Origin of the sequence: Kitasatospora indigofera (assembly GCF_014655955.1) — a bacterium.
Taxonomy (GTDB): Bacteria; Actinomycetota; Actinomycetes; order Streptomycetales; family Streptomycetaceae; genus Kitasatospora; species Kitasatospora indigofera.
In genome coordinates this window covers 125,045-152,033 of record NZ_BNBO01000013.1, presented here as the reverse complement: position 1 = coordinate 152,033, position 26,989 = coordinate 125,045, and the positions used below count along the sequence as shown (strand labels likewise).

Below are 26,989 nucleotides of genomic sequence, written 5' to 3'. Positions count from 1 at the left end.
CTGACAGGCACCGGGGGCGCTGTGTAATGTGTGCCCATCGTCAGCGCCACTTACTGTCCCGGTGTCCGATCCACCCCGTACCGCTCATCGCGACACCTGCCGTCCGGGAGCCCCGCATGCCCGTCCCCGCCAGAATCAGCAGCACCGCGCGGGAGACGCTGGGCGGCCTCCCGCGCCAGTTCTGGTGGCTCTGGACCTCCACGCTGGTCAACCGGCTCGGTGGGTTCGTGGTCACCTTCCTGGCCCTGTACCTGACCGCCGACCGTGGCTACTCGGCCTCCTACGCCGGTCTGGTCGCCGCGCTCTTCGGGCTCGGCTCGGCCGTCGCCGCGATCGGCGCCGGGGTACTGACCGACCGGGCCGGCCGCCGGCCGACCCTGGTCGCCGCCCAGCTCGGCACGGCGGTCTTCACCGCGGTGCTGGGCTTCTCGGACGGCCCGGTGACGATCGCCGTGGTCGCCTTCCTGGTCGGGCTCTTCAACAACGCCTCCCGGCCCGCCGTCTCCGCGATGATCGCGGACCTGGTGCCCGCCGCCGACCGGGTCCGGGCCTACTCGCTGAACTACTGGGCGATCAACATCGGCTTCGGGGTCTCCGCCGCCGCGGCCGGCCTGATCGCCACCCACGGCTACCTGACGCTGTTCCTGCTGGACGCGCTCTCCACGCTGCTCTGCGCGGTGGTCGTCTTCGTGAAGATCCCGGAGACCAGGCCCGACACGCCCGCCCTCCGTCCGGACGGGCCGGCCGTCGGCCTGGCCACCGTGTTCCGCGACGCCCGGTTCATGACCGTGGTCGCGCTCAACCTGCTGCTGGCCCTGGTCGCCCAGCAGGGCAGCACCACCCTGGCCGTCGACATGGGGCAGGCCGGCATCTCCAGCAGCCGGTACGGGCTGGTGATCGGCCTCAACGGCCTGCTGATCGTGCTGCTGCAGATCCCGGTGACCCGGCTGATGGAGGGCCGCAACCGGACGGCGCTGCTGGTCGCCGGCGCGCTGCTGACCGGCTGGGGCTTCGGGCTGACGGCCCTGGCGGGCTCCTCCGCGACGTTCTTCGCGGTCACCGTCGCGATCTGGACGATCGGCGAGATCATGAACGCGCCGACCATGATGGGCCTGGTCGCCGAACTCTCCCCGGCCCACGCGCGCGGCCGCTACCAGGGCGTCTACTCGCTCTCCTGGTCGCTGGCGTCCTTCCTCGGCCCGGCCGTCGGCGGCCTGCTGCTGCAGTACGCGGGCGGGGGCGCCGTCTGGGGCGCCTGTGCGGTCTGCGGAACGCTCGCCGCCGCGGGTTACCTGGTGGTCGGCGGCCGGACGCCGGCGCCGTCGGTGACCGTGGCCGTGCCCGGGGCGAACGGGGCCGTGCCCGAGGCGGACGGGGTGGTGCTGCCGAAGCAGCTGCGCGCGGACCAGGTCATGGACAGCACCGGCAGCACCGGCGGCGCCGTCAGGTCCGTCGGTGCCGCCGACCGCGTCGGCGGCACCGGGGAGAACACCGCCTGAGGCCCGACGGGCCCGGGCTCAGGCCGGGGCCGGGCCCTCGGCCGGCGCCGCGTCGCCGGCGGCCGGCCGGCCCGCGGCGGGGCCGGCGAGGTGGGCGAAGGCGTCGAGGTTCCGGGTCGACTCACCGCGCTTGGTGCGCCACTCCCACTCGCGGCGGATCGCGGAGGCGAAGCCGAGTTCCAGCAGGGTGTTGAACGGCTCGTCGGCGCTCTGCAGGACCGTGCCGAGCAGGCGGTCCACCGATTCGGGGGTCAGCGCCTCCAGCGGCAGCCGGCCGGCGAGGTAGACGTCCCCGAGCGCGTCGATCGCGTACGCGACCCCGTAGAGCTTGGTGTTGCGCTCCAGCAGCCAGCGGTAGACGCCTTCGTGGTTCTCGTCCGGGCGGCGGATCACGAAGGCGTTCACGGAGAGCGTGTGGTCGCCGACCCGCAGCGCGCAGGCGGTGCTCAGTTTGCGGGTCCCCGGCAGCGTCGCGACCAGCGTGAACGGGTCGGTGGCGGCGGGCTCCCAGGCCACCCCGGCTTCGTCCAGGGCGGTACGCAGGAGGGTCAGGGCCTCGTCCTTGGTGCGGATTGCCATGGGGGTGACGTTACTCGCCGGTACCGCCGGTGCGCAGCAACGGTCACCGCGCGGCCCCGGTGCGCGGCCGGACGGGCCGGGGCGGGCGGCCGGCGCGGCGCCGGGGCGGGCGGCCGCCCGCAGCGGCCCGCCAGGGCGCCGGGCCCCCGGGCCGCGCGGGCACCCCGGGCGCCCTCGCCGAGGGTCAGGCCAGCCGCAGGCGGGAGCCGGTGAGCCGGCCGGCGGGCCGGCTCAGGGTTCCCGCGTACACCTCGGCGGTGCCGGCGGCGGCGGCGCCCCAGCCGAACTCGGCGGCGTGCCGGGCGGCGGCCCGGCCCCGGTCACGGACCAGGCCGGGCTCGGTGGCGTAGGGCGCCAGTGCCCGGGCCCAGTCCCCGGGGTCGTGCCCGGCCACCAGGGTGCCCGTCACGCCGTCGCGGACGGCCACCGGCAGGCCGCCGACGGCCGCGGCCACCACGGGCGTCCCGCAGGCCTGCGCCTCCAGGGCGACCAGGCCGAAGGACTCGCTGTACGAGGGCATCACCAGCGCCGTCGCGGCGCGGTACCAGTCGGCGAGGCGGTCCTGCCCGACCGGCGGATGGAACCGGACCACGTCGCTGATGCCGAGCTCGGCGGCCAGCTTGTGCAGGCTCTCCGGCTTGGCGAGCCCGCTGCCGGAGGGGCCGCCGACGATCGGGACCACCAGGTGCTCGCGCAGCCCGGGCTGCCGGTCGAGCAGCACCGCGACCGCGCGCAGCAGGACGTCCGGGGCCTTCAGCGGCTGGATCCGGCCGGCGAACAGCAGCACCGCGGCGTCCTGCGGGAGGCCCAGCCGGGCCCTGGCGGCCGCCTGGTCGCCCGGGCGGAAGACGTCGAGGTTGACGCCGGGGTGGACGACCGCGAGCTGGTCGGGCCGGGCGGCGTAGTGCAGGGCCAGCTCGGCCGCCTCCTCGGCGGTGTTGGCGATCAGCCGGTCGGCTGCCTCGACCACCTGCGTCTCGCCGATCACCCGGGCCGGCGGCTCGGGGCTGTCGCCCTCGGCCAGCGCGGCGTTCTTGACCTTGGCCATGGTGTGCATGGTGTGCACCAGTGGCACGCCCCAGCGCTGCGCGGCCAGCCAGCCGACCTGGCCGGAGAGCCAGTAGTGCGAGTGGACGAGGTCGTAGTGCCCGGGGCGGTGACCGGCCTCGGTCCGCAGCACGCCGTGGGTGAAGGCGCACAGCTGGGCCGGCAGGTCCTCCTTGATCAGGCCCTCGTACGGCCCGGCGGTGACGTGCCGCACCAGCACGCCCGGGGCCAGCTCGACGGTGGGGGCGTCGTCCGAGCAGACCGCCCGGGTGAACACCTCCACCTCGATGTTGAGCTCGGCGAGGCGCTTGGCCAGCTCGACGATGTAGACGTTCATCCCGCCCGCGTCACCGGTGCCGGGCTGGTGCAGGGGCGAGGTGTGCACGCTCAGCATGGCTATCCGGCGTGGCCGGCGCGACCTGCCGCCGACCAAGGTCTGCAGACGGCCGCGGCCTGGCTGGCCCTGGACACGACGAACCGAACGGACGGGGTCCTGGATCACCTGGCTGAAGCCTCCTCTGTGCTCCCCCACTTCCTGCTGCCACTGCCGTGCCGCGGCGACGCTGCCGCGTACCGCCGCCCGGTCGCGGCGATCCCCCCGTGCCACCGCTGCGCCGCGGCGGCCGGTCGTACCGCGCGGCGCGGGACCGCCGCACCGCCGTACCCCACCGGTTCCGCCTCGCCGCTCCCCCGGGCCGGCCGCCCTGGCTCGGGCCACCGCTCCGCGGGCGCGGCGGTGCGCGCGGGCTCGCGCACACCGGTCGGCGGCGTCTGCCCGGCCGTGGGGCCGACCGGGCGCACGTCGCCACCAGTGTGCCAACCACGGGCCTCCGGCCCGCATTCCCGCCCGCTCCATGAGATCCGCCCGGGGGCTGCGCGTACCCTGCTGGGATGGCCGCCTCCTTCGATCCCGCACCTCCGTCGGCCCGGGGCCGGGCGGCCCGGCCGGTCGGAACGGTCACCCGCGGGACCACCAACACCAACCGGCTGCGGCGGATGGACCGCTGGATCGCCCACACCCTGGGCCCGGCGCTGCGCGCGCCCGAGCGGCCGCCGGTGGCGGTCGACCTGGGGTACGGGGCCGCGCCGTGGACGGCGGTCGAGCTGTCCGCCCGGCTGCGGGCCGTCCGGGCGGACGTCCGGGTGGTGGGGATCGAGATCGAGCCGGAGCGGGTCGCGGCGGCGCTCCCGTACGCGCTGCCGCCGCTGCTGACCTTCCGGCGCGGGGGCTTCGAGGTGCCGCTGGACGGCGGCGCGCCGGCGCAGCTGATCCGGGCGGCGAACGTGCTGCGGCAGTACGAGGAGTCGGCGGTGGCCGCCGTCTGGGACCGGCTGCGCGGGCGGCTGGCGCCGGACGGCTTGCTGGTCGAGGGCACCTGCGACGAGATCGGGCGGCGGCACGTCTGGGTCGCGATCGGCCCCGAGGGCCCCCGGACGGTCACCTTCGCGGCGCGCCTCGGCGGCCTGGGGCAGCCCTCCGACCTGGCCGAACGACTCCCGAAGGCGCTGATCCACCACAACGTGCCCGGCCGGCCGGTGCACGCCTTCCTGGCCGACTTCGACCGAGCCTGGGCGGCCGCCGCACCCTACGGGGCCTTCGGTGCCCGGCAGCGCTGGGTGGCCGCGTGCACGGCGCTGGGCGGCAGCTGGCCACTGGTCGACGCGCGCGGCCGGTGGCGGCAGGGGGAGGTCACCGTGCCCTGGACGGCGCTGGCGCCGTAGCGGGTCGGGACCGGGCCGGAGCCGCCCGGGCGAGAGGGGCAGGGCCGGCGGCTGCCGCGGCGGACGGCGCGGCGGGTGCTTCAGCGGGTGCCTCGGTCGCGGGGCTGGTGAGCGACCGCGGCGATTCACTCGAACGAGTTATCGAATTGCTCTGGCGTGTTGACGTCCCGTCACGCCACCATGGGGTCAGTCGGTCCGGCCCCGGGCCGGCGCCTCCGCTGCGGCAGGTCCTGCCGCAGCACCGCCACCCCGTGCCCGCCGCCGTGCCCGGGTCGGCGCGCCCAGCCCGGTGCCCGCACCACGCCGTCGCACCCGCCCCGCCGCCTCCCTGCCGTCAGCCCCGCTGCTCCAGCGCCCGCAACGCCCGGTCGAACGCCGCGTAAGACTCCGCCCCGAACAGGACGAACCGCACCTCCGCCGGCGCGTCCGCATCCTTCTCCCGTCCCTCCTCCACTCCCTCTTCCTCCGTCCGCGGCGCGAGCGCCGCGCCCGCCACCGCGGCGAGCGCGATCCGGGCCGCGTCGTCCAGCGGCCAGCCGAAGACGCCGGCCGACACCGCGGGGAAGGCCACCGTCCGCGCACCCAGCTCCGCCGCCACCCGCAGCGACTCCCGATAGCAGGAGGCCAGCAGCTCAGCCCGTCGTTCGTAGTCCTCGGCCAGGTACACCGGCCCCACGGTGTGCACCACCCAGCGGGCCGGCAGCCGCCCGGCCGTCGTCGCGACCGCCCTGCCGGTCTGCAGGCCCTTGCCGTAGTGGGAGGCCCGCAGTGCCCGGCACTCCGCCAGGATCTCGGGCCCGCCCTTGCGGTGGATGGCGCCGTCGACGCCGCCTCCACCCAGGAGCGAGGAGTTCGCGGCGTTCACCACCACGTCCACCTGCTGTTCGGTGATGTCACCCTCGATCAGCGTGATCCGTGTCACCGCGTCATCCTCCCGTCCCGGGCCCGGATTCGCCGGGCCGCCCACCTCATTCACGCTATCCGGACGAGCCGGCACCGGCGTGGCGATAGCCACACCGAAGCCGACGAGCCACAGAAATCCCCGGAGATCACGTTATGGTCGCGAGAAGTTCCCCGACACGCGGTGCCAGGCGGGCACTGCGCACGGACGCCGACCGTTGCCCAGTCGGGGAAAGGGAGGATCGACCGATGCCCGCAACGGGAGACGGGCGGGCACCTGGCGCCGGTGACCCGCCGGGCGCCCTCACGGGTGCCCGTGACGGCCGTGCCCGCAGCCGGACGGTCCGCGAGGAGCGGCCGGCACCCACCACCGTGGCCGCCGCGCCGATACCGCACCCGCGCGGCACTCCCGCCCAGGACAGTGCTCCGGCCGGCCGCCCGGCCGCGGTGGAGGCCGCCCCCCTCAAGGTGCTGGTGATCGAGGACGACGCCTCGGACGCCGAGCTGATCAAGGCCGCAGTGGCCGGCAGCGGCGCGTCCTTCGAGATCCACTGGGCGCACAGCCTCGACCACGCCGTCGACCTGCTGGCGCCGCCTCCGCCGTGGACCCGCCGGGGCCGCACCCGCGGCACCGACTTCGGCTGCGTGCTCCTCGACCTCGCCGCCCCCACCGGACGGCCGGCCCTCACCCCGGCCCGCCCGGACGGCACCGCCGCGGGCCATGACCGGCCGGAGCACGGCCACCTCGCGACGGCCAGGGCGGGGGCCGGGGAGTCGGCCGACGGCCTGGACGGGCTGCGCGAGCTGCTGCGCCGGGCCCCGCAGACCGCCGTGGTGGTGCTCACCGACGCCGCCGGCGCCGAACTGGGGGCCGCCGCCGTCGCGGCCGGCGCCCAGGACTTCCTGATCAAGCACGAGACCAACGGCCCGCTGCTCGCCCGGGCCCTGCGGTACGCGGTGGAGCGCAAACGGGCCGACGAGTCGCAGCGGCGGCTGGTCGAGGCCGAGCTGCGCGGGCAGGAGAACGCCCGGCTCCAGCGCCACCTGCTCCCCACCCCTTTGCTCGACGGCGCCGGGCTCGCCTTCACCCGGCGCTACCGCCCGGGCCGCCGCCGGGCCCTGCTCGGCGGCGACTTCTACGACGCCGTCCGCACCGACGACGGCACCGTGCACGTGGTGATCGGTGACGTCTGCGGGCACGGCCCCGACGAAGCCGCCCTCGGGGTGGCCCTGCGGATAGCGTGGCGCACCCTGGTGTTCGCCGGCCTCACCGGCGAGGAGCTGCTGACGACGCTTCAGCACGTGCTGGAGCACGAGCGCCGCAGCGACGAGATCTTCGCGACGCTCTGCATGCTCGTCATCGAGCCCGGCGACGACCCGGCCGGCCCGACCGCCACAGCCACCGGCACCGGCACCGGCACCGACCGGGGTACGAAGACCGCGAGAGCGGCCGGCGCCCCGGCGGAGGGCGCCGGGGTGGAGCACGCCAGGCTCTACCTCGCCGGGCACCCCGTCCCGCTGCTGCTCGGACCGGACCACACCCCCGAGCTGCTCCCCGCCGGGCAGGCCGGCCCCGCCCTGGGGCTGCTCCCCTGCGACGACTGCGAGGCGGCCTGGCCGGCCCAGCGGCTGGAGCTGCGGCCGGGCTGGCGCCTGCTGCTCTACACCGACGGGCTGGTCGAGGGCCGGATCGGCGCCGGCTCCCGGCGGTTGGGCCAGGACGGCCTGGCCGAGCTGATCGGCGACCACCAGGCCGCCGGGCTCACCCGGGGCCGGCTGGTCGACAGTGCGATCGCCGAGGTCGAGGAGCTCAACGGCGGGGCGCTGACCGACGACGTCGCCGTGCTGCTGCTCGAACGAAACCCCGCCCCGCTGATCCTGGGCTGACCCGTCCGGGGGCGCCCCGGCGCCCCCGGGGCGGGCCGCCTTCGTACGCGAGAACCCCTGGGCGAGAACGCGAACGCGGACGGGCCGGGTGCCTGTGCACCCGGCCCGTCCGCACCCGGCCGTCGATCCCGGCCGGTCCACCGTCACCAGGGCCCGTACGGCCCGGTGTTCCGCTTGTTGTTCCCGCCCCGGCCGTCCGTCAGCTGCTTGATCGCCGGCCGGACGTCGACCATGTAGACGATCGCGGCGACCAGGCCGCCGAGCGTCAGGAAGCTGTACAGGAAGTTCGCCCCGAACAGCAGGTCGAAGCCGAACGCGATGCCCAGGATGATCAGCCAGAACGGCTTGCTCTTCTTGTCGGCCGCCCGGTAGGCGTCCTCCCGCCGGCTCGCGGCGTCGAGCAGCGCGGCCAGCTTGAACCCCAGGATTCCGACCGCCAGCCACCAGAAGGGGTTCAGGAAGTCGAAGGCCAGTACCTGGCCCAATCCGCCCACTACGGTCTCCTCACTCAGGCCCGCCCCGTTGCGGCGGCGACGCCGCCGGCGGGGCATGGCCACCCTGCTCGTTCAGGTGACAACGTACCGAGACACCGGAATGTGCCCCGGCCCGCCCGGCCCGGCGGGTACCACCCGCCGGGCCGGCAGCTCGCGCCCGTCCCACTCCGCCTACCCGCCGGGGCGGGTGCTCACCCGTCGCGGACCGCGCGAGGTCCGCGACGCCGGGCTGGCGGAGGGGCTGCTGCCGCGGTACCCGCCCCGGAAGCCGTCCAGCGCGGGGCCCCCTTCATCCGGGGTGCCGCCCACGGCTGTGCTTCCGGGTGCCGCCTCCGGGGACTACCTCTCGGGACTACTTCTGGGGGGCGGTGCTCCGGCGCGCCCGCGGGGCCTTCTTCTCCGCCGTCGCGGCGTCGGCCACGGGCGCGTCGTCCTCGCCGATCTCGTCCTCGGCGGCCTCGTCCTCGACGATCTCGGCGTCGACCGGCTCGGCCTCGGCCTGCGCGGGGGCGGCCGTGCCGGCCAGCTCGCCGGACTCCTCGCCGCGGCCCTTGTCCACCACGCCCTTGCCACGGACGGCCAGCTCGTCGTACGTCTCCTTGGCCTTCACGGCCAGCTCGACGGCGCGGCCGACCTGCTGGAGCGCGAAGGTCTGCGCCTTCTCCTGCAGCACCTTGAGGTCGGCGGGGAGGGTGTTGACCGACTCCGTCACCTTGGCCTGCGCCTCGACCAGCCGGGCCTGGGCCTCCTGCAGTCGCGCGGTGGCGCGTTCCTGGGTGCCCTTGCGGTCCGCCGCGAGCGCCTCGACCTTGCCGGGCACCTCCCGCAGCTTCTCGTAGGCCAGGTCGCCGGCGCCGGCGAGGGCGTACAGGGGGGTCGGGTCGTTCAGGGTCTTCTTGATCTCATCGGTGATCGGCATGGCTGGTCCTCCTGGCGTCTAGGTCTCTCGGTCGCGGCCGGCCTGCGCGGCCGGCTGCTCGGCCCGCGGTGCGTCCTGCTCCCCGTCGGCGGCCTGGTCCTGCTTCGGGGCCGCGCCCTTGCGGGCCGGGCCCCTCGGAGCCGTGTTCTCTCTCAAGAAGGTGTCGTAGACCGCGAGCAGCGCGTGCTTCTGCTGCTCGTTGATCAAGGGGTCGGCCAGGATCGCGGCCCGCAGTTCGAGGCCCTCACCACGCCGCTCCTCCAGGATCCCGGCCTGGACGTAGAGCGTCTCCGCCGAGATCCGCAGCGCCTTGGCGATCTGCTGCAGGATCTCCGCACTCGGCTTGCGCAGCCCGCGCTCGATCTGGCTGAGGTACGGGTTGGACACGCCGGCGGCCTCCGCCAACTGTCGGAGCGAGTACTGCGCGGTGCGCCGCTGCTCGCGGATGTACTCGCCCAGCGAGCCGACGTTCAGTGAGGCCATGGCACCAGCCTGCCCGACCCTGCTTGCAATTGCAAGCACATCGCTAGCGGGAGCAACCACCGCGTGTCGCCCCGCCGCGCCTCGCCCCGCCCGCGACGCGAGCCGTCGCGGGCCGGGCTCAGGACGCCTCGACCGCCCTCTTGATCCGCCGGGCGAAGGCGTCCGCGTCCTTGCGGGCCGCGCTGAGTGCCAGGCCCACCAGGAGCTTGCCGACCCCGTGGCCCTCCAGGTCGTTGAAGACCCGCAGCCTGGTGCCCCCGCCGGGGACCGGCTCCAGGTCGTAGCCGCCCTCGGCGGTCACCAGGTTCTTCGAGATCTCGGTCCAGCGGATCCGGCCGGGCGGGTCGAAGGCGGTGATCCGGAACTCGCGCCGGGTCTTCATCCCGGCGTCCTTGACCGTGCTGGCGTAGACCGTGCCGACACCGGTCGGGCCGTCCGTCCGCTTGGCCATCTCCAGCACCCGGGGGCTGAATCTGCGGTCGTTCTCGCCGTTCGCGAGGAACGCGAAGACCTCCGCCACCGGACGGTCGATGTCGACCGTCCCCTCGAACCGACCGCCCATGAACGCTCCTCTGATCGCTCGCGCCCGGGCTCGGGGAGCCGGACGCGAGGTGCGGGGCCGGCCGCGCGGACCGCACCTCGGCGAACGGGGATCGGCGACCGGGGAGCCGGCGGTCGGGGCACCGGCGCGCGGGGTGCGCGGTCCGGCGGCCCGGGTGCGGGCATCATCCCAAACCCGGCGGAACCAGCCCGGAAGGCTCGCCAGCGGGTGCCCGGCCGTCCCGCCGGCGCCCCGGCCCCGGCGGGCCGAATTCCCGTGGAGCGGCGCCCGCCCGGCATGTGATCATGCCCGGATGCCGCACTTCACCTCGTACGACGGAACCCGTCTCTGGTACGACAGCGCCGGCGACGGCCCGCCGCTGGTGGCACTCGCCGGCGGGCCCGGGACGGACGCCCGCTACCTGGGGACGCTCGGCGGGCTCGACGCCCACCGGACGGTGGTCCGGCTGCACGCCCGGGCCACCGGGCGCTCCGACCTCCCCGGGGACCGGGCGAGCTGCTCGTTCGCGGCGCAGGCCCGGGACGTGGCGGAGCTGCGCCGCCACCTGGGGCTGGACCGGGTCGACCTGCTCGCCCACTCGGCAGGCTCGCTGGTCGCCCAGCGGTACGCGGCCGAGGCGCCCGAGGAGGTCGGCCGGCTGGTCCTCGTCACGCCGGTGGGCCGGGCGGCGAGGGAGCCGGACGAGACGGAGCTGGCGGCGATCCGGGCCGGCCGGGCCGGCGAGGACTGGTACCCGCGGGCCGCGGCCGCCGGGCGGAAGCTCGCCGAGGGGGCGGATCCCACGCCCCGGCTCCTGGCCGAGCTGGCCCCGTTCAACTGGGGGACCTGGAACGGGACCGCCCGCCGGGAGAGCGCCCGGCCGCTCGTCCCGCCGCCGCCGTGGTTCCGGGAGGCCTTCTACGCGTCGGCTGGCAGCCCCGTCCCGCTGCCCACGACCGAGGTCCTGGTGCTGGCCGGCGCCCTGGACGGCCTGATCGGCACCGCACCCGCCCGGCTGGTCGCCGACTGCCATCCGCGCGCCCGGCTGGAGGTGCTGGCCGGCTCCGGGCACCGGCCGTGGATCGACGAGCCCGGCCGGTTCACCTCCCTGGTACGGGAGTTCCTGGCCGGCCGGGGGTGACTCCCCGCCCGCTCAAGCGAGTTCGGGGATCCGGACCGGCATCAGGAGCGAGAAGGTGCCCTCCCGGCCGGGCGCCCGGATCGCCAACGGGGTGATCGGGCCGCCCAGTTCGAGCACCAGCTGCTCGGTGGCGCCGGCCCGGAGGGCGTCCAGCAGGAACCCCCGGTCGACGGCCACCTGGACGGCTCCGCCCGCGGCGTCCGGGGCCGGCCCGGCGGCGGCGGACAGCTCGCCGCCGGGGCCGACCGTGAGCACGGTGACCTCGCACTCGGCCCCCTCGGCGCTGCGCCGCATCAGGCGGACGTCCGCCTCGGTCACCACCCGGCGCAGCGCCGAGGCCGTGGTCTCGACCCGCCGGGTGTGCTCCAGCCGGATCAGCCGCCGGTAGTCGGGGTAGTCGTGGTCCAGGCCGGCGCCCTCGATCCGGTGTCCGCCGGCTTCCAGGGCGAACTGGGCCGCGCCGACGGTCAGGACGGCCTCCGCGCAGCCGGCGAGCAGCACGCGGGCGCCGTCCACCAGCGCCGCCGGGACGATCGCGGCGGCCGGAGGGGCCACGGCGGCGCCGTCCGCCGCCCGGACGGGCACCGAGGCGAGCGCCATCCGGTAGCGGTCGGTGGCGACCAGCCGCAGCTGCTCCCCCTCGATCTCGAACAGCACACCCGCCAGGACGGGGGTTTCGGGGTCGCCGCCGACGGCGAAGCGGACGGCGTCCAGGGCGGCCGCGAGTTCGGCGGCGGCGAGGGTGACGGTGCTCTCGGGGCGGATCGGGTCCATGGGGTGCTCCCTCTGGTCGAGAAGTGCTCGGACGAAGGAGAGCTCGCGCCGGGCGTCGGACAGTCCGTCCTCCAGCCGGCGCAGATGCGCGTCGACGATCCGGTGCGCCTCGCCGGTGCCGGGCACCGCCGCGAGGACGAGCCGGATCTCGGCCGGCGGCAGCCCCACCCGGCGCAACCGGGCGACCAGCCTGGCGTCGGCCAGTTGCTCCGGCGCGTACCAGCGGTACCCGGTCTGCGGGTCGACCCGGGCGGGCCGGAGCACGCCGGCGCTGTCGTAGAAGCGCAGCGCGCTCACGGTGAGGCCGCTGTCCCTGGCCGTCTCGCCGATACTGCGCATGTGGCTCTCCATGCCGGGGACTCTGGGGGCTCGACCAGGTCGAGGGTCAAGCCCGGCTCCGGGCGGCCGGGGCCGGGCGGACCGGGCGGTTCGAGACCGGTGCCGGTGCCCGTGCCTGCCGGTGCCCGTGCCGGTGCCGGCGCCGGCACCGGGCGGGGGAAGGCCGGGAAACCGGGCCGAGGGGTCAGGCCGGACCGCCGGGCCGCAGGTGGGTGAGCTTGTCGGGGTTGCGCAGGATCCGGAGCTCGCCGATCCGGCCGTCCTCGATCTCCAGGACGACCACCGAGTCGACCTGCCCGGCCGCGTCGATCAACAGGCCCGGCCGGCCGTTGACGTCCACGTCGTGCACCCGCATGCCCTCCAGCGGCTGGTTGGCGAGGACACCGAGCAGGAAGCGCGCGACCTTGTCGGCGCCGTCGATCGGCCGGATCGCCGCCTTGACCCGCCCGCCGCCGTCGCTCCAGGCGGTGACCGAGGGTGCGAGCAGCTCCAGCATCCGGTTGAGGTCGCCGCCGAGGCAGGCCGCCAGGAATTCGTCGGTCACCTGCCGCCGGACCTCGGCCGGCGCGTCGAAGCGCGGACGCCTGGCCTGGACGTGCGACTTCGCCCGGTGCCCGACCTGGCGCACCGAGGCCTCGCTGCGCTCCAGCGCCTCGCCGATCTCCGGGTACGAGAACCCGAAGACCTCCTTGAGCACGAACACAGCCCGCTCCAGCGGCGAGAGGCTCTCCAGCACCACCATCATGGCGTACGAGACGGACTCGGCCATCTCGACCTCCTCGGCGGCGCCGGGCGCGGTGACCAGCGGCTCGGGCAGCCACGGACCGACGTACGCCTCGCGCTGGACGGCGGCCGAACTCAGCCGGTTCAGCGCGAGGTTGGTGACGGTACGGGCCAGGAAGGCGCCGGGGTTGTCGACCCGGGCGGTGACTTGGCTCCAGCGCAGCCAGCTGTCCTGCACCAGGTCCTCGGCGTCGGCGACGCTGCCGAGCATCCGGTAGGCGATGCCGAAGAGCATCCGCCGGTGTGCCTCGAAGACGTCGAGGCGGTCGGGGCCGGCCGGGCCGGGCTGCGGGGCTTCGTCGCTCACCTGCCCGACGGTAGCGCACAGGCCTCCGAGAAACCCTGGCTGGTCAGGCCGAACGCGATGTTCACCCGGGAGCGCCAGTTCTCCAGCGCGACCATCGAGGTCAGCTCGACGAAGGCGGGCGCGCCCAGCCGGGCGATCAGTTCGGCGGCCAGCTCGTCGGTGACGGTGGGCTCGGTCTCGGTCATGGCCTCCGCGTACTCCATGACCAGCAGTTCCAGCGGGGAGAACACCTCCTTGGCGTCCCGCCAACGCGGCACGGCGGCGATCTTCTCCGGTGCGAGGCCGAGGCGGCCGCCCTCCCAGTGGCCGAAGTCCATGCACCAGGAGCAGTTGATCCTGGCGGCGGTGGCCATCACCGCGAGGTGCTTGAGGGCCGGGTCGAGCGCGTCCCACTTGGCGGCACGCTGCTCCAGCCGGAAGTAGGTGGACAGCACCCTGGTGTTGTGCCCGAGGGCCTGGCCGGGTTCCAGGACCTTGCCGTAGGTACGGCGGGAGTACCACTCACCGATGCGCATCAGCAGGGTGCGGGGCGGGTCGAGCGAGATCCGGGACATGGTGGCCTCCTGTGCTCCCGCGTGGCCCGGTCGGCCACGCGCTCCGTAGGGAGGACCGGGCAGCCCCGCGGATCGTGACATCGGTGGCGCGGGATTCTTCGCGCGGCCCGGACGCCCGGCCCGAGCGCACGGCCCGGACGCACGGCCCGGGCTCAGGCGGTGAAGGCCCGGTAGGCGCGGTCGAGCAGGGTGGCCAGGTCGCGGCCGCGCACGGTGATGCCGGACGGACCGGGCCCGGGCCGGGCGGTGGCGGCCTCGTCCGGATCGTCCTCCGGGGTGTCGCGGAGGGTGAAGCCGCCCTGCCAGTAGTCCGCCAGGCAGTCGGCGAGCGGCCGCTCGCCGGGCCCGGCCGGGAGGTCCGGCCCGAAGGCGCCACCGGGCCCGAGCGGGCTGCCGGCGATCCCGACGGCGTCCGGGGCCGCAGTACCGGCGGCGTCCGCGGCGGCGGTCCCGACGGCGTCCGGCGGGGCGGTACCGCCCCCGGGGCCGTCACGGTCCTCCGGCGGGGTCGCGGGCGTGGGCGCCGGCATGGCTACTCCTCCCCCACCGCGTCGGCGGACAGCGCCACCAGGGCGCGCAGTTCGTCGGCCGGCAGCTCGGTCAGCCAGTGCTCGCCGGCCCCGACCACGGCTTCGGCGAGGGCCCGCTTGGACTCGATCATCTCGGCGATGCGCTCCTCGACGGTGCCGACGCAGACCAGCCGGCGGACCTGGACGTCCCGGCGCTGGCCGATCCGGAACGCCCGGTCGGTGGCCTGCTCCTCGACCGCCGGGTTCCACCAACGGTCCAGGTGGACCACCTGGTTGGCGGCCGTCAGGTTGAGCCCGGCACCACCGGCCCGGAGCGAGAGCAGGAAGACGCCGGGGCCGTCCGGGGCCTGGAACCGGGCCACCAGCTCCTCCCGTCGGCGCTTGGGCACGCCGCCGTGCAGGTGGAGCACCTCCTGGCCGAGCCGCTCGGCCAGGTACGGCTGGAGCAGCCGGCCGAACTCCGCGTACTGGGTGAAGACGAGCGTCCGGTCGCCCTCCGCGGCCGCGGCCGCGAGGATCTCCACCAGCCGGGCCACCTTGCCCGACCGGTCGGCCAACGCCGAACCGTCGTGCAGGAGTTGGGCCGGATGGTTGCAGACCTGCTTGAGCCGCCCGATGGCCGCCAGCACCGTGCCGCGCCGCTCCACCCCGCGGATGCCCTGGACCCGGTGCAGCAGCTCGGCGACCACCGCCTGGTAGAGGCCGGCCTGTTCGGTGGTGAGGTTGCACCAGACCGTCATCTCCTGCTTGGCGGGCAGTTCGACCGCGATCGCCGGGTCGCTCTTCAGCCGGCGCAGCACGAACGGCGCGGTGAGGCGCTGGAGTTCGGCCGCCACGGTGGCGCTGCGGTGCTGCTCCACCGGGATCGCGTACCGCTCCTTGAAGCCGGCGGCGGAGCCGAACAGGCCCGGGTTGGCGAAGTCCAGGACGGCGTGCAGCTCGGCCAGCCGGTTCTCCACCGGGGTGCCGGTGAGGGCGATCCGCTGGGTGCTCACCGGCAGCGCGCGGATCGCCCTGGCCTGGGCGGTGGCGGAGTTCTTGATGTACTGCGCCTCGTCGGCGACGATCCGGCGCCAGCGGACGGCGGCCAGGGCCCGGGCGTCGCGCTGGACCAGCCCGTAGGTGGTGATCACCAGGTCGACGCCCTGGACGGCGGCCCGCAGTTCGTCCCCGGTGGGCCGGCCGGCCCCGTGGTGGACGTACAGCCCGAGGGCGGGCGCGAACCGCTCGGCCTCCCGCTGCCAGTTGCCGACCAGGGACATCGGGCAGACCAGCAGGGTCGGTCCGGTGACGCCCTCGGCTCGTTCGACGGCCAGCAGGGCCAGCGTCTGCACGGTCTTGCCGAGGCCCATGTCGTCGGCGAGCACCGCGCCGAGGCCGAGGCCGGCCAGCGACCGCAGCCAGGCCAGGCCCCTTTCCTGGTAGGGACGCAGGGTGGCCCGGAAGTCCCCGGGGAGCACCGCTTCGGGCGCCCGGGCGGCGGCCCGCCCGGCCAGCAGGTCGCCGAGCGGCCCGTCGGCGTGGACGGCGGTCACGGGCAGTCCGGCGATGCTCGCCCGCGGGTCGAGCGCCGTCCGCAGCACCTGGACGGTGGGCATGGTGCCCTCCTGGTGGCGGGTGAGGAAGGCCAGCGCGGCGGCGATCTGCCCGGCGTCGGCCTCGACCCACCGGCCGCGGATCCGGACCAGGCCCTGCTTGGCCTCGGCCAGTTCGGCCAGCTCCTCCTGGGTGAGGGCGAGTTCGCCGAGGGCGGCCTGCCAGCGGAAGGCCACCACGGCGTCCCGGTCGATCTGCCCGGTGGTCCCGACGATCCCGGCGGCGGGGGTGCGCACCTCCAGGGCGAGCCCGAGGACGGGGCGGCGGCGCCACCAGGTGGGGAGCAGGACCCCGAAGCCGGCCGCGGTGAGGTCGGCGGCGGCGGTGCGGAGGAAGTCGAGGGCCCCGGCCCGGTCCAGCCGCAGGGCGGTCGGGTGCAGCGCCCGCCGGGCCTCGGCCAGGGCGGGCCAGTGCAGGGCGGCCCGGTCGAGTTCGGCGGCGTAGGCGTCCAGCGGGTCGTCCGTCCGGCGGGCGAAGGCGGCCAGGGCGGCGCTGCCGGACCGCAGGTCGTCGGCCGGGACGAGCAGGGACGGCTCGTCGGCGGCCTGGACCAGGAACTCCAGCTGCCAGTGGTCGTCGGAGGGGCGCCCCTCGGGGTCGTCGGGGTCGGGGCCGGAGGGTTCCAGCAGGCGGAAGCAGAGCCGCAGCGGGGTGTCGGCGGGCGCCGGGCCCGCGTACCAGGCGGCGAGGCGCTGTGCCAGGGCGGCGAACTCCGCGTGTTCGTCCGGGCCGGGCCCGGCGGCCGCCGCACTCTGCTCGCTCCGGTCACCCGGGGCGGCCTCGATCCGGCCGTCGGCGGTGGTCAGCGCCGCGAGCCAGCGCTCGGCGGCCGTGCCGGGCCCCGGCCCCGGAGCGCCGGAGCCACCGGGGGCGCCGGGGGCGCCGGGGCCGGTCCGCAGCAGCGGAGGCCCGTCGGCCAGCACGGCCCGGGCCTCGGCGTCGACCAGTACCTCCAGCAGCTCGGCGACCAGGTCGGCGCCGCCGCGGCCGGCCGCCGGGCCCGGCCACTCGCCGCGGCAGACCGGCGGGCAGCCGGCCGCCATCGCGGCGGCCTCGCGTCGCCCGTCCTCGTCCAGGGCCGGGCGCCAGCGCGCGTACGGCTCGCCGTCCTCGACCGTGGGCAGCGGCCGGGTGCGGCCGCGGTGGACCAGCCGCCAGGCCAGGTCGTGCACGCCGGTCAGCCAGCGCAGCGAGGCGCCGTGGGTGATCTCGACCCGCCCTGCGGCGGGCAGTTCGGCGGTGGTCACGGCCCAGCGCGGGTCGAAGAGTTCGCCGAGCAGCTGGGCCGCGGCGGCGGGGCCGAAGAGCAGGGCGGGCACCCGCCAGGGGGTGAGCGAGCCGCCCCCGCGGCTCGGCGGCACGGGGAGTTCGGGGGAGGGCGTGGGCAGGCCGCCGGAGCTGGGCAGTCGCAGGGTGGCCCAGCGCTCGGGGGCCTGGTCGGCGAGCCAGCCCAGCCCGGGGCCGATGCCGGCCAGCAGCCCGGCCACGGCGGAGGCCGGGCAGGCGTACGGGTGGGCCCGCCCCGGACGGTCGGGCCCGCCCGGCGCCGGACCGGCCCGGTAGGCCTGGGCGTCCTCGGCCCAGAGGGCCAGCCGCCCGTCCGCCCGCCAGAGCGCGTGCAGGGCGTACATGGGCGGGCCTTCCGGTCTGCGGTGACGGCTTCGGCCGACGGTCCTCGAAGCGTATCCGCACCGGCCGTCGTTCGAACGGACGAGCGACGCCGCTCGGGCCACTCCGGCTGCCGGAGGGCGAGCCCCTGGCGGACCGGCCGAAGGAGTACGGGGAGGTGGCGGCCGAGACCGAGGCGATCATCCGGGGCCCGCCGGGCCCGGAGTCCGGCTGCGCGCCGCCAACGGCACCCCGACCCCCCGAAGGGGCGGCGGCCGGGGCCCGGGGGCCCCGCGAGGGGCGGGCGGCGGGGCCGGGATCCCCGCCCGAGGAATCCGACCCCGCACATGGTTGAACTTTGAACGAAACGGGTCTATGGTGGAGCCATCAAGTTGAAGCCTAAACAAAAGGCTTCGAACCGAAGGAGGAGCCATGGGCCTGTTCAACCGCACCAAGACCGCCGACACCGCCACCGCCGTCGTGGACGCCCTGGCCGGCCCCGGCCTGGCGCACCTGACCGGTGACTGGGCCGTCGACACCGCGCACAGCCAGGTCGGCTTCTCCGTCCGCCACGCGATGGTCACCAACGTCCGCGGCTCGTTCACCGAGTACGACGGCAAGCTCCACCTGGACGGCAGCGAGCCCGCCAACTCCTCCGCCGAGCTCGTGATCAAGGTCGCCAGCATCGACACCAAGCAGGCCCAGCGCGACGAGCACCTGCGCACCGGGGACTTCTTCGCCGCCGAGGCCCACCCCGAGATCACCTTCCGCAGCACCTCCGCCGAGCGGCTGCGCGACGACTCCTACCGGATGACCGGCGACCTGACCATCAAGGGCACCACCCGCCCGGTCGTCCTCGACCTGGAGTACACGGGCAGCGCCACGGACGCCTACGGCGCCGAGCGGGTCGGCTTCGAGGGTGCCGCCACCATCGACCGCACCGACTGGGGCCTGAGCTACAACGCCGCGCTGGAGACCGGCGGCGTGCTGATCGGCGAGAAGGTCAAGCTCACCTTCGACATCTCGGCGGTCAAGGCGGCCTGAACCGCGCCGGCCCCGGCGCCGGCCCACCCGGCGGCGGCCCGCACCGGGCCGCCGCGGGCCCGCCGCACCACGGCCGTACCCGCCCGCGGGCCCGACCGCGCCCCGCCCGCCGGGGCGTCCCGGCCCGGCCGCGCCCCCTCTCCGCCCCTGCCGACCCCCGACGGCAGGGGCGGCGCCGTGCCCGGGGCCGTCGGCCGGCCGCCCGCCCCGGGCTCAGCCGGCCAGCAGCGCGGCGTCCGCCGCCGGCAGCCAGCTGTCCGCCGGACGGCGCAACCAGCCCTCCCGGCCGCCGAGTTCGGCGGCCGCCGCGATCAGCGCGTCCAGTCCGGGGTGCCGCGGCTCGGGCCGGTGCACCAGCCCGAGCAGGCTCAGCGGCACCGGCCGCACCAGCGGCACGGTGACCGCGCCGGGGATCCGCGGACCACCGACGGTGGTCAGCATCGGCTCGCCGTGCCGGGCGAGGTAGCGGGCCGTCTCGTCCACCCCGACCGGGGCCGCGTGCGGCTCCGCCGCCACCAGCCCGTGCTCGGCGAGGAGCCGGGCCCCGAGGTCGGTCCATTCGGTGGTCGCCGGATTGCCCGCGCAGATGTCCACCGGGTGGCCGGCCAGGTCGGCGAGCGGCAGTTCGGTGCGCGCCGCCAGCGGGTGCCGGCTCGTCATCATCACCGCCATCGGCTCCAGCCGGACCGGCACATGGACGAGCTGGGCGCGCTGCCCGGGCGGCAGCTCGGCGAACCGTCCCATCGAGACGTCCAACCGGTGGGTGGTCAACGCGGCCGCGGCGGCGGCCAGTCCGCCGTGGAACCGGGCCAGCAGCTCGCCCTCGGGCCAGGCCGCCCGGACGTGCGCGAGCAGCCGGTCCGCGGTGAGGTCGTCGCCGGTCACGTCGCTGTTGAGGTCCAGCAGCAGCGGCCGGTGGGCGGATCCGTTCGCGGCCGTGAGGATCTCGTCCTGCAGGAGCAGCAGCCGGCGGGCCATCGGCAGCAGCCGGGCACCGGCCGGGGTGAGTTCGACACTGCGCGTGGTGCGGGTGAACAGGGCTCCGCCGAGGGCCAGTTCGAGCGCCTTGATGTCCCGGCTGAGGGCCTGCTCGGCGATGTGCAGCTGCTCGGCGGCGCGGCCGAAGTGCAGCGTCTCGGCGGTGGCGACGAAGCCGCGCAGCAGGCGGGGATGCAGGTCACGGGGCATGGCGGCGATATTAACAACAGCCCGTTGTGAATACGGCGAAACAGGTGTTGGACCGGCCGGCCGCTCCCCCGCCAGGCTGGAGGCACCCGCCGAGCCCCCGCCCTGGAGACCCGTGTTCGCCTCGTACCGCCGCATCCTCGCCGCCCCCGGCGCCCTCGCCTTCACCCTCTCCGGACTGCTCGGCCGGCTGGCCCTCTCCATGACGGGCGTCTCCACCGTGGCGATGATCGCCGCCCGGCGCGACTCCTACGCGCTGGCCGGCACCGTCTCGGCGGCCGGCCTGGTCACCGCGGCGGTCGGCCTCCCGCTGGTCGGGCGGCTGGTCGACCGCTACGGCCAGGCCCGGGCCACCGTCCCCGCCGTCCTCGGCTGCGCGGTGCCGCTCGCCGGACTGCTGCTCTGCGTGCACCTCGGCGCGCCGGACTGGACGCTCTACCTCTGCTGGGCCGCCTGCTCCTTCAACCCGAACCTCGGCGGCATGGCCAGGGCCCGCTGGGCGTACCTGTTCCGGGCCGACCCGCAGGCCCGCCACGTCGCCAACGCACTGGAACAGGCCCTGGACGAGGCCTGCTTCATGACCGCCCCGGTCCTGGCGATCCTGCTCTGCACCTCGCTGTTCCCGGAGGCCGGCCTGATCGCCGGCGGGACCTTCGGCGCGGCCGGCGCCCTGCTGTTCGCCGCCCAGCGCCGCACCGAACCCCCCGTCCAGGCACCGGATCCGGAGGAGCGCCGGCCGGGATCGCCGCTGCGCCGGCCCGGGCTGCGGGTGATGGCGCTGACCTTCCTCGCCACCGGCACCGTGTTCGGCTCGATGGAGGTCACCACCCTCGCCTACGCCGACGCGCTCGGCCAGAAGTCGCTGGCGGGCCCGCTGCTGGGCCTGGTCGCGGCCGGCTCCTGCCTGGCCGGGCTGGTCTTCGGACTGCTCCGGCCGCGCCGCGCGCCCGCCGTCCGCTTCCTGTGCGGGGTGGCGGCGATGGCCCTGCTCCTGCTGCTCCCGCTCGCCGCGGCACTGGCCGGGGCCGGGCTCGGCCTGCTCGGGGCCGCACTGTTCGTGGCCGGCACCGGCACCGCTCCGACCATGGTCACCGGGATGACCGTGGTCCAGGAGCTGCTGCCACGGCGGCAGTTGAACGAGGGCATGTCGGTGGCGGTGTCCGCGCTGCTGACCGGCATCTCGGCCGGCGCGGCGGCCGGCGGCCTGATCGCCCAGCAGGCGGGCCCGGGGGCGGGCTACCGGCTCACCGCGGGCGCCGCCGTGCTGGCCCTGCTGGTCGCGCTGGCCGGGCGCCGCACCCTGGGGCGCGGGCCGGACGCGCCCGGGGCGGGGACGGTGGCGGGCGCGACGGCCGGGACGGGGGCGGGCGCCGGGTCCGGCGCGGAAATCGCCCGGCACCCTGTCGGTGCCGACCGCTAGCCTCCCCCCATGACGGCGACCATCGAGCACGTCCGCGGCGACGCCACCGCCCCGCGGGGCAAGGGCGCGAAGGTGATCGCCCATGTCTGCAACGACCTGGGCGGCTGGGGCAAGGGCTTCGTCCTGGCCCTCTCCCGGCGCTGGCCCGAGCCGGAGGCCGCGTTCCGCCGCTGGCACCGCGAGCGGGCGGCCAACGACTTCGGCCTGGGCGCCGTGCAGGTGGTCCAGGTCGAGCGCTGGGTCCACGTGGCGAACATGGTCGGCCAGCGCGGGATCCGGACCAGCCGGTCCCAGGGCGTTCCGGTCCGCTACGAGGCGATCGACGCCGCGCTCGCCCGGCTGGCGCCGCAGGCGCTGGCGCTCGGCGCCTCCGTCCACATGCCGCGGATCGGCTGCGGCCTGGCGGGCGGACGCTGGGAGCTGGTCGAGCCGCTGGTGGTGGCTCGACTGACCTCGGCCGGGGTGCCGGTCACGGTGTACGACCACGACTGACGGCGCGGCTGCTCCCCCGGGCGTCCCGGCGGGGCGGCCTCAGCCCCCGGCCCCCGGGGCGGGCCAGGTGTACTCGTACTCGGGCAGGGTGAAGCCGCCGGGGAACCACCCCTCGTGGGCGCCGGTGCGCAGGCCGCCCTCCCGTTCGTAGAAGGCGACCGCGCGGGTGTTGGCGCGCAGCACCTCCAGGTAGAGGTCGGCGCCCGGGTGCCGGCGCACGACGTGGGCGAGGGCGGCGCGCAGCAGCAGCGCGCCGGTGCCGCCGCCGGTCCGGCCGGGGCGGACGTGCAGGTTGTCGAGCAGGATCCGGCCGTCGGGCTGCGGGACGAGGTAGGCGAAGCCGACGGTCTCCCCCGCGCGCTCGGCGACCAGCAGCTCGGGGGTGTTGGCGGGTTCGCCGTAGTCGGCGCCCAGGCGGATCGCCCAGAGTTCGCGGCGCTCCGCGGCCAGCCCGTCGCCGAGGGCCCCCTCGGGCACGATCCCGGCGTAGGCGGTCCGCCAGCTGTCGGCGTGCAGGGCCGCGACGTCCTCGGCGTCGTCGGTGGTCCCGACTCTGATCGTCACGTCCTGGTCAGTCCGGTTCGTCATGGGGCGAGCCTGCCACAGCATCCACTTGAACGCGTTCAAAACTCTCGCTAGAGTCATCGCCAGAAGGTTTTGAACGCGTTCGAAAAGGGGTGGTCCGGATGGACTTCACAGTGGTCAGCTATGCCGTCTACCTGCCGATCGCCACCGGACTCACGGTCTGGGTGGCCCGCACGCTCTCGACCAACGGCAAGATCTTCCTGGCCGACGTCTTCGCTGGCGACGAGAAGCTCGCCGACGCGGTGAACCACCTGCTGCTCGTCGGCTTCTACCTGCTCAACCTCGGCTTCGTGGCCCTGTGGATGAAGACCGACGACAAGATCACCGGCACCCAGGGCGTGTTCGACGCGATGTCGGTCAAGCTCGGCACCGTCCTGCTGGTCCTCGGCTTCATGCACCTCGCCAACGTCTACGTGCTCAACCGGATCCGCCGCCGCGGCGACCCGGAGCGCCGGCAGCGGCCGCCGGTCGCCCCGCAGGGCTACGTCGCGCCGCGCCCGGCCCAGGCCTGAGGCCCGCCGGTGCGCACCGCGACCGCCGCCCCGCCGGTCACCCGGGTCACCGTGCTGCACGACCCCGGCTGCCCGCTCTGCCGCCGGCTCACGGCCTGGCTGCGCGACCAGGCCCAGCTGGTACCGCTGGACTTCGTCGCGGTCGCCTCCGCCGAGGCCCGCGAGCGGTACCCGGACCTCGACCACGACGCCGGCCTCGGCGAGATCACCGTGGTCGCCGACACCGGGGAGGTCCGGCGGGGGCCGCATGCCTTCGTCACCTGCCTCTGGGCCCTGGCCGCGCACCGGCCGCTCGCCCTGCGGCTCAGCACTCCGGCCGGTCTCCCGCTGGCCAGGGCGGCGGCGTTCGCCGCCGGGAAGTACCGCGCGGCCACGGGAGCGGACCGTGCCGCACCGGGTGCGGAGGGGGCATCCGGTGCGGCACGGACCGAGGACAGCGGCTGGGCGGGCGCTCCGCCGGCCGGCCCGGCGCGGACCGAGGACAGCGGCTGGGCGGGCGCCCGGCCGCCGGGGCGGCCGGCGGACGGGCCGCCCCGTTGCGACGACGGCGCCTGCGTCAGGTCGGGCTAGGCTCGACCACCGTGGACGACGTGACACCGACGAACGGCGCGAACAGCACCGACCGGCAGCACCGGGACGGCGACCGGGACAACGGGGGCGGCCCGCCCGGCACTCCCGGGCGGAGCGCCGCCGGCCCCGGCGGATCCCGTCCGGAGCGCCGGCCGGCCGCCCCGGACGCGGCCGCCCCGGCGGCAGGAGCCGTGAGCCGTGGCTGACACCCCGGTAGGCTCGGCCAGCGTGGACGAGCCCAAGGACAGCGACAGCACGAAGGACGAGCGCACTCCGGCGGCCCCGGAGCTTCCCGGTGGCCGGGCGCTCCCGAAGACCGGGAAGAGCGAGCAGACCCGGGCGCTGATCCTTGAGACCGCCATGCGCCTCTTCAAGGAACGCGGCTACGACAAGACCACCATGCGGGCCATCGCCGCCGAGGCGGGGGTGTCGGTCGGCAACGCGTACTACTACTTCGCGTCGAAGGAATTCCTGATCCAGGGGTTCTACGACCAGATGACGTACCAGCACGCCGCCGACGCCCGGGCGCGGATGGCCGGCCGCAAGGACTTCGCGGAGCGCCTGGAGATCGCGTTGACCTCCTGGCTCGACTGCGCGGCGGAGTACCACGAGTTCGCCTCGCAGTTCTTCCGGACGGCCGCCGACCCGACCAGCTCGCTCAGCCCGTTCTCCAACGAGTCGCACCCGGCCCGGGCGACGGCCGTCGAGCTGTTCCGGGAGGTGCTGACCGGTTCGGAGCTGGCGCCCAAGCTGGACGCCGAACTCGCCGAGCTGCTGCCCGACCTGCTCTGGCTGCACCTCATGGTCGTCGTCCTGTACTGGGTCTTCGACCGCACCCCGGACACCGAGCGGACCAGGGAGTTCGTCCGGCGCTCCACCCCGATGGCCGCCCGGGTGATCAACCTGTCCCGCTACCGGGTGTTCCGCCCGATCGTCCGCGACGCCAAGGGCCTGATCCAGGACTTCATCCTGCCGACCATCGGCCGGACCCAGGCCCGCTGAGCGGAGCACGCGACCGAGGACCGCGAGCCCCTGCCCCGCCCCTGCCCCGGGGTGGGGCGGGGGCTCGTCGCACCGTCGGAGGCGGGACCGGACGCGGGGCCGGGGACATGACCGGGGCCTGGGGCATGGCCGGGGGCCGGGGCCGGGGAGCGGCCGGGGGTACGGCCGGACGGATCGTCAGAACCCGTCCGGGTTCCACGGCCGGGCCGGCGTCCGCAGCAGCAGGTCGGCCCGGGCGGCGGCACCCGGGCGCAGCTCGGTGACCAGGGCGGCGGCGGCCAGCCGCGCGACGCTCTCGCCCCCCAGGTAGAGCGTGCCGAGCGCGCCGACGCCGAGGGCGAGGTCGGGCTCGTCGGTGGTGGCCGTGCAGCGACAGGTGCCGTCGTCGGCGGCCTCCACGGCCCAGCGGCCGTCCGCGTACCCGAGCGGGTCGGTGACGTCCAGCACGATCCGGCCCGGCCCGCCGCAGCTGCGGGCGGCGAACGCCGCTTCGACGTCGAGCACCCGCAGCCAGGTGAAGTCGGAGTTGTCGGCGTACGGGGTGGCGGCGCGCGGGTCGTTGAGCAGCAGCGGCAGCGGGTCGTCGGGGGCGAGATTCTCGACCACGACCTTGCGCACCCAGTCGACCGAGAGGACGAACCGCCACAGGCCGACGGCGGTGGGCCCGTCGAGGGCCTGGAGGTCGAGGACGGTGAGGGTGCAGTCGGGGTAGCTGCCGTCCCAGTTGTCGTCCACCTTGTAGGCGACCAGGCCGGTGACGGTGCCCGTGGCGTCCCGGTGCAGGGCCACGAAGGGCTCCTGCCACTCCGGGCCGGGGGCCTTCACGTCACCGGTGCGGACCCGCCAGCCCACCTCGGTGCGGGTGATCGCGCCGGGCTGGGTGCGCCGCCAGCGCTCGTGGAACTCGGGCCCCACCTTGCGCACCTCGGCCATGGTGGCGAAGTCGATCCGGCCGCCGGGCACGGCCGGCAGGTCCTTGCGCAGGCCGCCGGCCCGCAGCAGGTCGATGTTCCAGCCGTGGGTGGAGGTGGCGGGGCCGAAGCCGTAGCGGCCGTAGATGTTGTACTCGGCCGCGATCAGGATGGCGACGGGGTTCCCGCGCTCGTGCGCGGCGGCCAGGTCGCGGGTCATCATCGCGCGCAGCAGGCCGCGCCGGCGGTGGGTGGAGCTCACGGTCACGCTGGTGATCGCGTCCGCCAGGACGGTCGCGCCGCCGGGGACGGTGAGTTCGGCGTCGAAGCTGCGGAACGTCCCTACGCAGCGTTCGCCGTCGTAGGCGCCGAGCGAGCGCCCGGGCTCGAAGCCGAGCCGCCGGTACTCGGTGGCCTCCCCGGCGTGCGGCCGGAGGAAGCCGACCGCGAGCGCGCGGTCCCAGCCGGGGATGTCGTCCTCGGTGATCGCCCGGATCCCGGTGCCGCTGCCGTCCTGCCGGCCCCGACCCGGATCGCGGGTCCCGCCGTGTCCGTTGTTGCCCATCGCCCCACCGTACGACCGGCCGCCGGCCCGGGCACCCGATTTTCGGCCCGGCGGGGCGCACCGGGAGGACGCGCTCCGGGCGGGAGGCCGCGTGCGCCGGGCCCGGCTCCCGGGCCGATCACCGGGCCGGAAGCCGGGCGTATCACCGGGCCGACCGCGGGTGCCCGCGGGTGTCAGGGCCCGGACGGGTCGCCGCGGCGGCCGTCTCCGGAGTCGTCGCGCATGGCGCGCGCCAGCTCGGAGACCTGGCGCGCCTGCGTGGCGGACAGGCGACGTGCCTCCCACAGCAGCGCCGCGGCGTCCACGGCCTCCGGGGCCGGGGGCGGTGGCACCGCGGGCAGATCGACGCCCGTCAGCCCGGCGAGTTCGCGGGCGTCCAGGCCCAGCAGGGCGGCGAAGTCCGTCACCAGGCGAGGTGTCAGCTCCACGCGACCGGTGCCGATCAGGCCGTAGGTGACCGTCGACAGGTAGGTGGGCGTCACCAGCCCCAGGATGTGGGCCATGCCCGACCAGTCCAGGTTGCGGTACTGGAGCATGCGGACGAGCCGGGCGCCCGGCCCGTCGGCGGGATCGGCGAGGCGCTTGGGGGCGAAGGCGGAGGATCGTTCCTGCTGCGGCAGCGAGCGGATGAACCGCAGCAGTTCCTGCCGTCCCGCCGCCGGGAGGTCCAGCGCGTCCAGCACGGCGTCCCGGACGCTGCGCTCAGCCGTGGCGTCCAACGGCGCCAGGTCCTCCGGGACGGACGGACCCGCGAGGACGAACAGGTCGAGGGCGTGGAAACCCAGTGCGGGCGCGAGCCGCCGGAGCAGCCCCTCGCCGGGCGTGTCCCCCGCGACCACCCCGCGGATCTCGTCCGCCGTCGACCCTGCACGGTCGGCCAACGCCTCCGCGTCGAGCCCTCGGTGGTCCAGCAACCACGCCAGCATCGCGCCGAATCCGGGGGGCTGCGTCATGCCCGCAGCCTAGCCAGGGGCGCACTGCCGGGACCAGGGCCGGCCGG

Annotated in this window: 26 protein-coding genes; 10 read left to right on the top strand and 16 right to left on the bottom strand. The window is 75.9% G+C overall.

The window, feature by feature from the left end:
* Positions 1 to 116: 116 nt before the first annotated feature.
* Complete coding sequence (locus IE329_RS14715; RefSeq protein WP_190211310.1) at positions 117 to 1,499, top strand: MDR family MFS transporter; 1,383 nt, start codon at positions 117 to 119, stop codon at positions 1,497 to 1,499.
* Between the two features lie 18 nt (positions 1,500 to 1,517).
* Here the strand turns inward: IE329_RS14715 and IE329_RS14710 are convergent, their stop codons facing one another.
* Positions 1,518 to 2,078, bottom strand: a complete 561-nt coding sequence (locus IE329_RS14710; RefSeq protein WP_190211309.1) for a type III secretion system chaperone family protein — start codon at positions 2,076 to 2,078, stop codon at positions 1,518 to 1,520.
* Between the two features lie 184 nt (positions 2,079 to 2,262).
* Positions 2,263 to 3,567, bottom strand: coding sequence for a D-inositol-3-phosphate glycosyltransferase (gene mshA, locus IE329_RS14705; RefSeq protein WP_229927446.1), 1,305 nt, complete (start codon positions 3,565 to 3,567; stop codon positions 2,263 to 2,265).
* Positions 3,568 to 4,016: 449 nt separating this feature from the next.
* Here mshA and IE329_RS14700 point away from each other — a divergent pair, with 449 nt between their 5' ends.
* On the top strand, positions 4,017 to 4,847 hold the full coding sequence (locus IE329_RS14700; protein WP_190211307.1) for a methyltransferase domain-containing protein: 831 nt from the start codon (positions 4,017 to 4,019) through the stop codon (positions 4,845 to 4,847).
* Positions 4,848 to 5,181: 334 nt separating this feature from the next.
* Here IE329_RS14700 and IE329_RS14695 read toward each other — a convergent pair whose 3' ends face one another.
* The gene (locus IE329_RS14695) at positions 5,182 to 5,769 is read right to left on the bottom strand and encodes an O-acetyl-ADP-ribose deacetylase (RefSeq protein ID WP_190211306.1); all 588 of its coding nucleotides are present in this window, start codon (positions 5,767 to 5,769) and stop codon (positions 5,182 to 5,184) included.
* Positions 5,770 to 5,996: 227 nt separating this feature from the next.
* On the opposite strand from IE329_RS14695, the gene IE329_RS14690 reads away from it, so the two are divergent.
* Positions 5,997 to 7,634, top strand: a complete 1,638-nt coding sequence (locus IE329_RS14690) for a PP2C family protein-serine/threonine phosphatase (protein ID WP_190211305.1) — start codon at positions 5,997 to 5,999, stop codon at positions 7,632 to 7,634.
* Positions 7,635 to 7,777: 143 nt separating this feature from the next.
* Here IE329_RS14690 and IE329_RS14685 read toward each other — a convergent pair whose 3' ends face one another.
* From IE329_RS14685 to IE329_RS14670, 4 genes are all read right to left on the bottom strand, one after another.
* The gene (locus tag IE329_RS14685; protein WP_373311186.1) at positions 7,778 to 8,119 is read right to left on the bottom strand and encodes a DUF2516 family protein; all 342 of its coding nucleotides are present in this window, start codon (positions 8,117 to 8,119) and stop codon (positions 7,778 to 7,780) included.
* A gap of 361 nt (positions 8,120 to 8,480) precedes the next feature.
* Positions 8,481 to 9,047, bottom strand: a complete 567-nt coding sequence (locus tag IE329_RS14680) for a hypothetical protein (RefSeq protein ID WP_190211303.1) — start codon at positions 9,045 to 9,047, stop codon at positions 8,481 to 8,483.
* Positions 9,048 to 9,065: 18 nt separating this feature from the next.
* On the bottom strand, positions 9,066 to 9,530 hold the full coding sequence (locus IE329_RS14675) for a helix-turn-helix domain-containing protein (protein ID WP_190211302.1): 465 nt from the start codon (positions 9,528 to 9,530) through the stop codon (positions 9,066 to 9,068).
* A 118-nt stretch (positions 9,531 to 9,648) separates the two neighbouring features.
* Entirely contained in the window at positions 9,649 to 10,092 is a 444-nt protein-coding gene (locus tag IE329_RS14670; RefSeq protein ID WP_190211301.1) for an SRPBCC family protein, read from the bottom strand.
* 292 nt (positions 10,093 to 10,384) lie between these two features.
* On the opposite strand from IE329_RS14670, the gene IE329_RS14665 reads away from it, so the two are divergent.
* Positions 10,385 to 11,212 carry an alpha/beta fold hydrolase gene (locus tag IE329_RS14665; protein ID WP_190211300.1) on the top strand — a complete coding sequence of 276 codons (828 nt, stop codon included), beginning with the start codon at positions 10,385 to 10,387 and terminating at the stop codon, positions 11,210 to 11,212.
* A 12-nt stretch (positions 11,213 to 11,224) separates the two neighbouring features.
* On the opposite strand, the gene IE329_RS14660 is transcribed toward IE329_RS14665, so the two are convergent.
* From IE329_RS14660 to IE329_RS14640, 5 genes are all read right to left on the bottom strand, one after another.
* Positions 11,225 to 12,337, bottom strand: a complete 1,113-nt coding sequence (locus IE329_RS14660) for a DNA polymerase III subunit beta family protein (protein WP_190211299.1) — start codon at positions 12,335 to 12,337, stop codon at positions 11,225 to 11,227.
* A gap of 172 nt (positions 12,338 to 12,509) precedes the next feature.
* Complete coding sequence (locus tag IE329_RS14655) at positions 12,510 to 13,415, bottom strand: RNA polymerase sigma-70 factor (protein WP_268257282.1); 906 nt, start codon at positions 13,413 to 13,415, stop codon at positions 12,510 to 12,512.
* Positions 13,412 to 13,969 (bottom strand): carboxymuconolactone decarboxylase family protein, encoded by a 558-nt coding sequence (locus tag IE329_RS14650; RefSeq protein ID WP_190211298.1) that lies wholly within the window; start codon positions 13,967 to 13,969, stop codon positions 13,412 to 13,414. Before IE329_RS14650 ends, IE329_RS14655 begins: the two co-directional genes overlap by 4 nt.
* Positions 13,970 to 14,121: 152 nt before the next feature.
* Positions 14,122 to 14,499, bottom strand: a complete 378-nt coding sequence (locus tag IE329_RS14645; protein ID WP_190211297.1) for a hypothetical protein — start codon at positions 14,497 to 14,499, stop codon at positions 14,122 to 14,124.
* Positions 14,500 to 14,501: 2 nt separating this feature from the next.
* Positions 14,502 to 17,726, bottom strand: a complete 3,225-nt coding sequence (locus IE329_RS14640; protein ID WP_190211296.1) for a DEAD/DEAH box helicase — start codon at positions 17,724 to 17,726, stop codon at positions 14,502 to 14,504.
* A gap of 409 nt (positions 17,727 to 18,135) precedes the next feature.
* On the opposite strand from IE329_RS14640, the gene IE329_RS14635 reads away from it, so the two are divergent.
* Positions 18,136 to 18,747 (top strand): YceI family protein, encoded by a 612-nt coding sequence (locus IE329_RS14635; RefSeq protein WP_190211295.1) that lies wholly within the window; start codon positions 18,136 to 18,138, stop codon positions 18,745 to 18,747.
* 213 nt (positions 18,748 to 18,960) lie between these two features.
* On the opposite strand, the gene IE329_RS14630 is transcribed toward IE329_RS14635, so the two are convergent.
* Positions 18,961 to 19,935, bottom strand: a complete 975-nt coding sequence (locus IE329_RS14630) for a LysR family transcriptional regulator (RefSeq protein ID WP_190211294.1) — start codon at positions 19,933 to 19,935, stop codon at positions 18,961 to 18,963.
* 112 nt (positions 19,936 to 20,047) lie between these two features.
* Here IE329_RS14630 and IE329_RS14625 point away from each other — a divergent pair, with 112 nt between their 5' ends.
* Both IE329_RS14625 and IE329_RS14620 read left to right on the top strand, forming a co-directional pair.
* Entirely contained in the window at positions 20,048 to 21,352 is a 1,305-nt protein-coding gene (locus IE329_RS14625; protein ID WP_190211293.1) for an MFS transporter, read from the top strand.
* A gap of 9 nt (positions 21,353 to 21,361) precedes the next feature.
* Positions 21,362 to 21,844 carry a macro domain-containing protein gene (locus tag IE329_RS14620; protein WP_190211292.1) on the top strand — a complete coding sequence of 161 codons (483 nt, stop codon included), beginning with the start codon at positions 21,362 to 21,364 and terminating at the stop codon, positions 21,842 to 21,844.
* A gap of 39 nt (positions 21,845 to 21,883) precedes the next feature.
* Here IE329_RS14620 and IE329_RS14615 read toward each other — a convergent pair whose 3' ends face one another.
* The gene (locus tag IE329_RS14615; protein WP_229927440.1) at positions 21,884 to 22,432 is read right to left on the bottom strand and encodes a GNAT family N-acetyltransferase; all 549 of its coding nucleotides are present in this window, start codon (positions 22,430 to 22,432) and stop codon (positions 21,884 to 21,886) included.
* Between the two features lie 98 nt (positions 22,433 to 22,530).
* Between IE329_RS14615 and IE329_RS14610 the strand changes: the two genes are divergently transcribed.
* The 3 genes from IE329_RS14610 (at position 22,531) to IE329_RS14600 (ending at position 24,513) form a co-directional block, all read left to right on the top strand.
* Entirely contained in the window at positions 22,531 to 22,941 is a 411-nt protein-coding gene (locus tag IE329_RS14610) for a hypothetical protein (protein ID WP_190211291.1), read from the top strand.
* 9 nt (positions 22,942 to 22,950) lie between these two features.
* On the top strand, positions 22,951 to 23,511 hold the full coding sequence (locus IE329_RS14605) for a thiol-disulfide oxidoreductase DCC family protein (RefSeq protein ID WP_190211290.1): 561 nt from the start codon (positions 22,951 to 22,953) through the stop codon (positions 23,509 to 23,511).
* Between the two features lie 198 nt (positions 23,512 to 23,709).
* On the top strand, positions 23,710 to 24,513 hold the full coding sequence (locus tag IE329_RS14600; RefSeq protein WP_373311181.1) for a TetR/AcrR family transcriptional regulator: 804 nt from the start codon (positions 23,710 to 23,712) through the stop codon (positions 24,511 to 24,513).
* A gap of 177 nt (positions 24,514 to 24,690) precedes the next feature.
* On the opposite strand, the gene IE329_RS14595 is transcribed toward IE329_RS14600, so the two are convergent.
* Together IE329_RS14595 and IE329_RS14590 are read right to left on the bottom strand one after the other, a co-directional pair.
* On the bottom strand, positions 24,691 to 25,989 hold the full coding sequence (locus IE329_RS14595; RefSeq protein WP_190211289.1) for a GNAT family N-acetyltransferase: 1,299 nt from the start codon (positions 25,987 to 25,989) through the stop codon (positions 24,691 to 24,693).
* Positions 25,990 to 26,162: 173 nt separating this feature from the next.
* A complete protein-coding gene (locus IE329_RS14590) occupies positions 26,163 to 26,942 on the bottom strand; it encodes a hypothetical protein (protein WP_190211288.1) in 780 nt (259 codons plus the stop codon).
* Positions 26,943 to 26,989 lie beyond the last annotated feature (47 nt).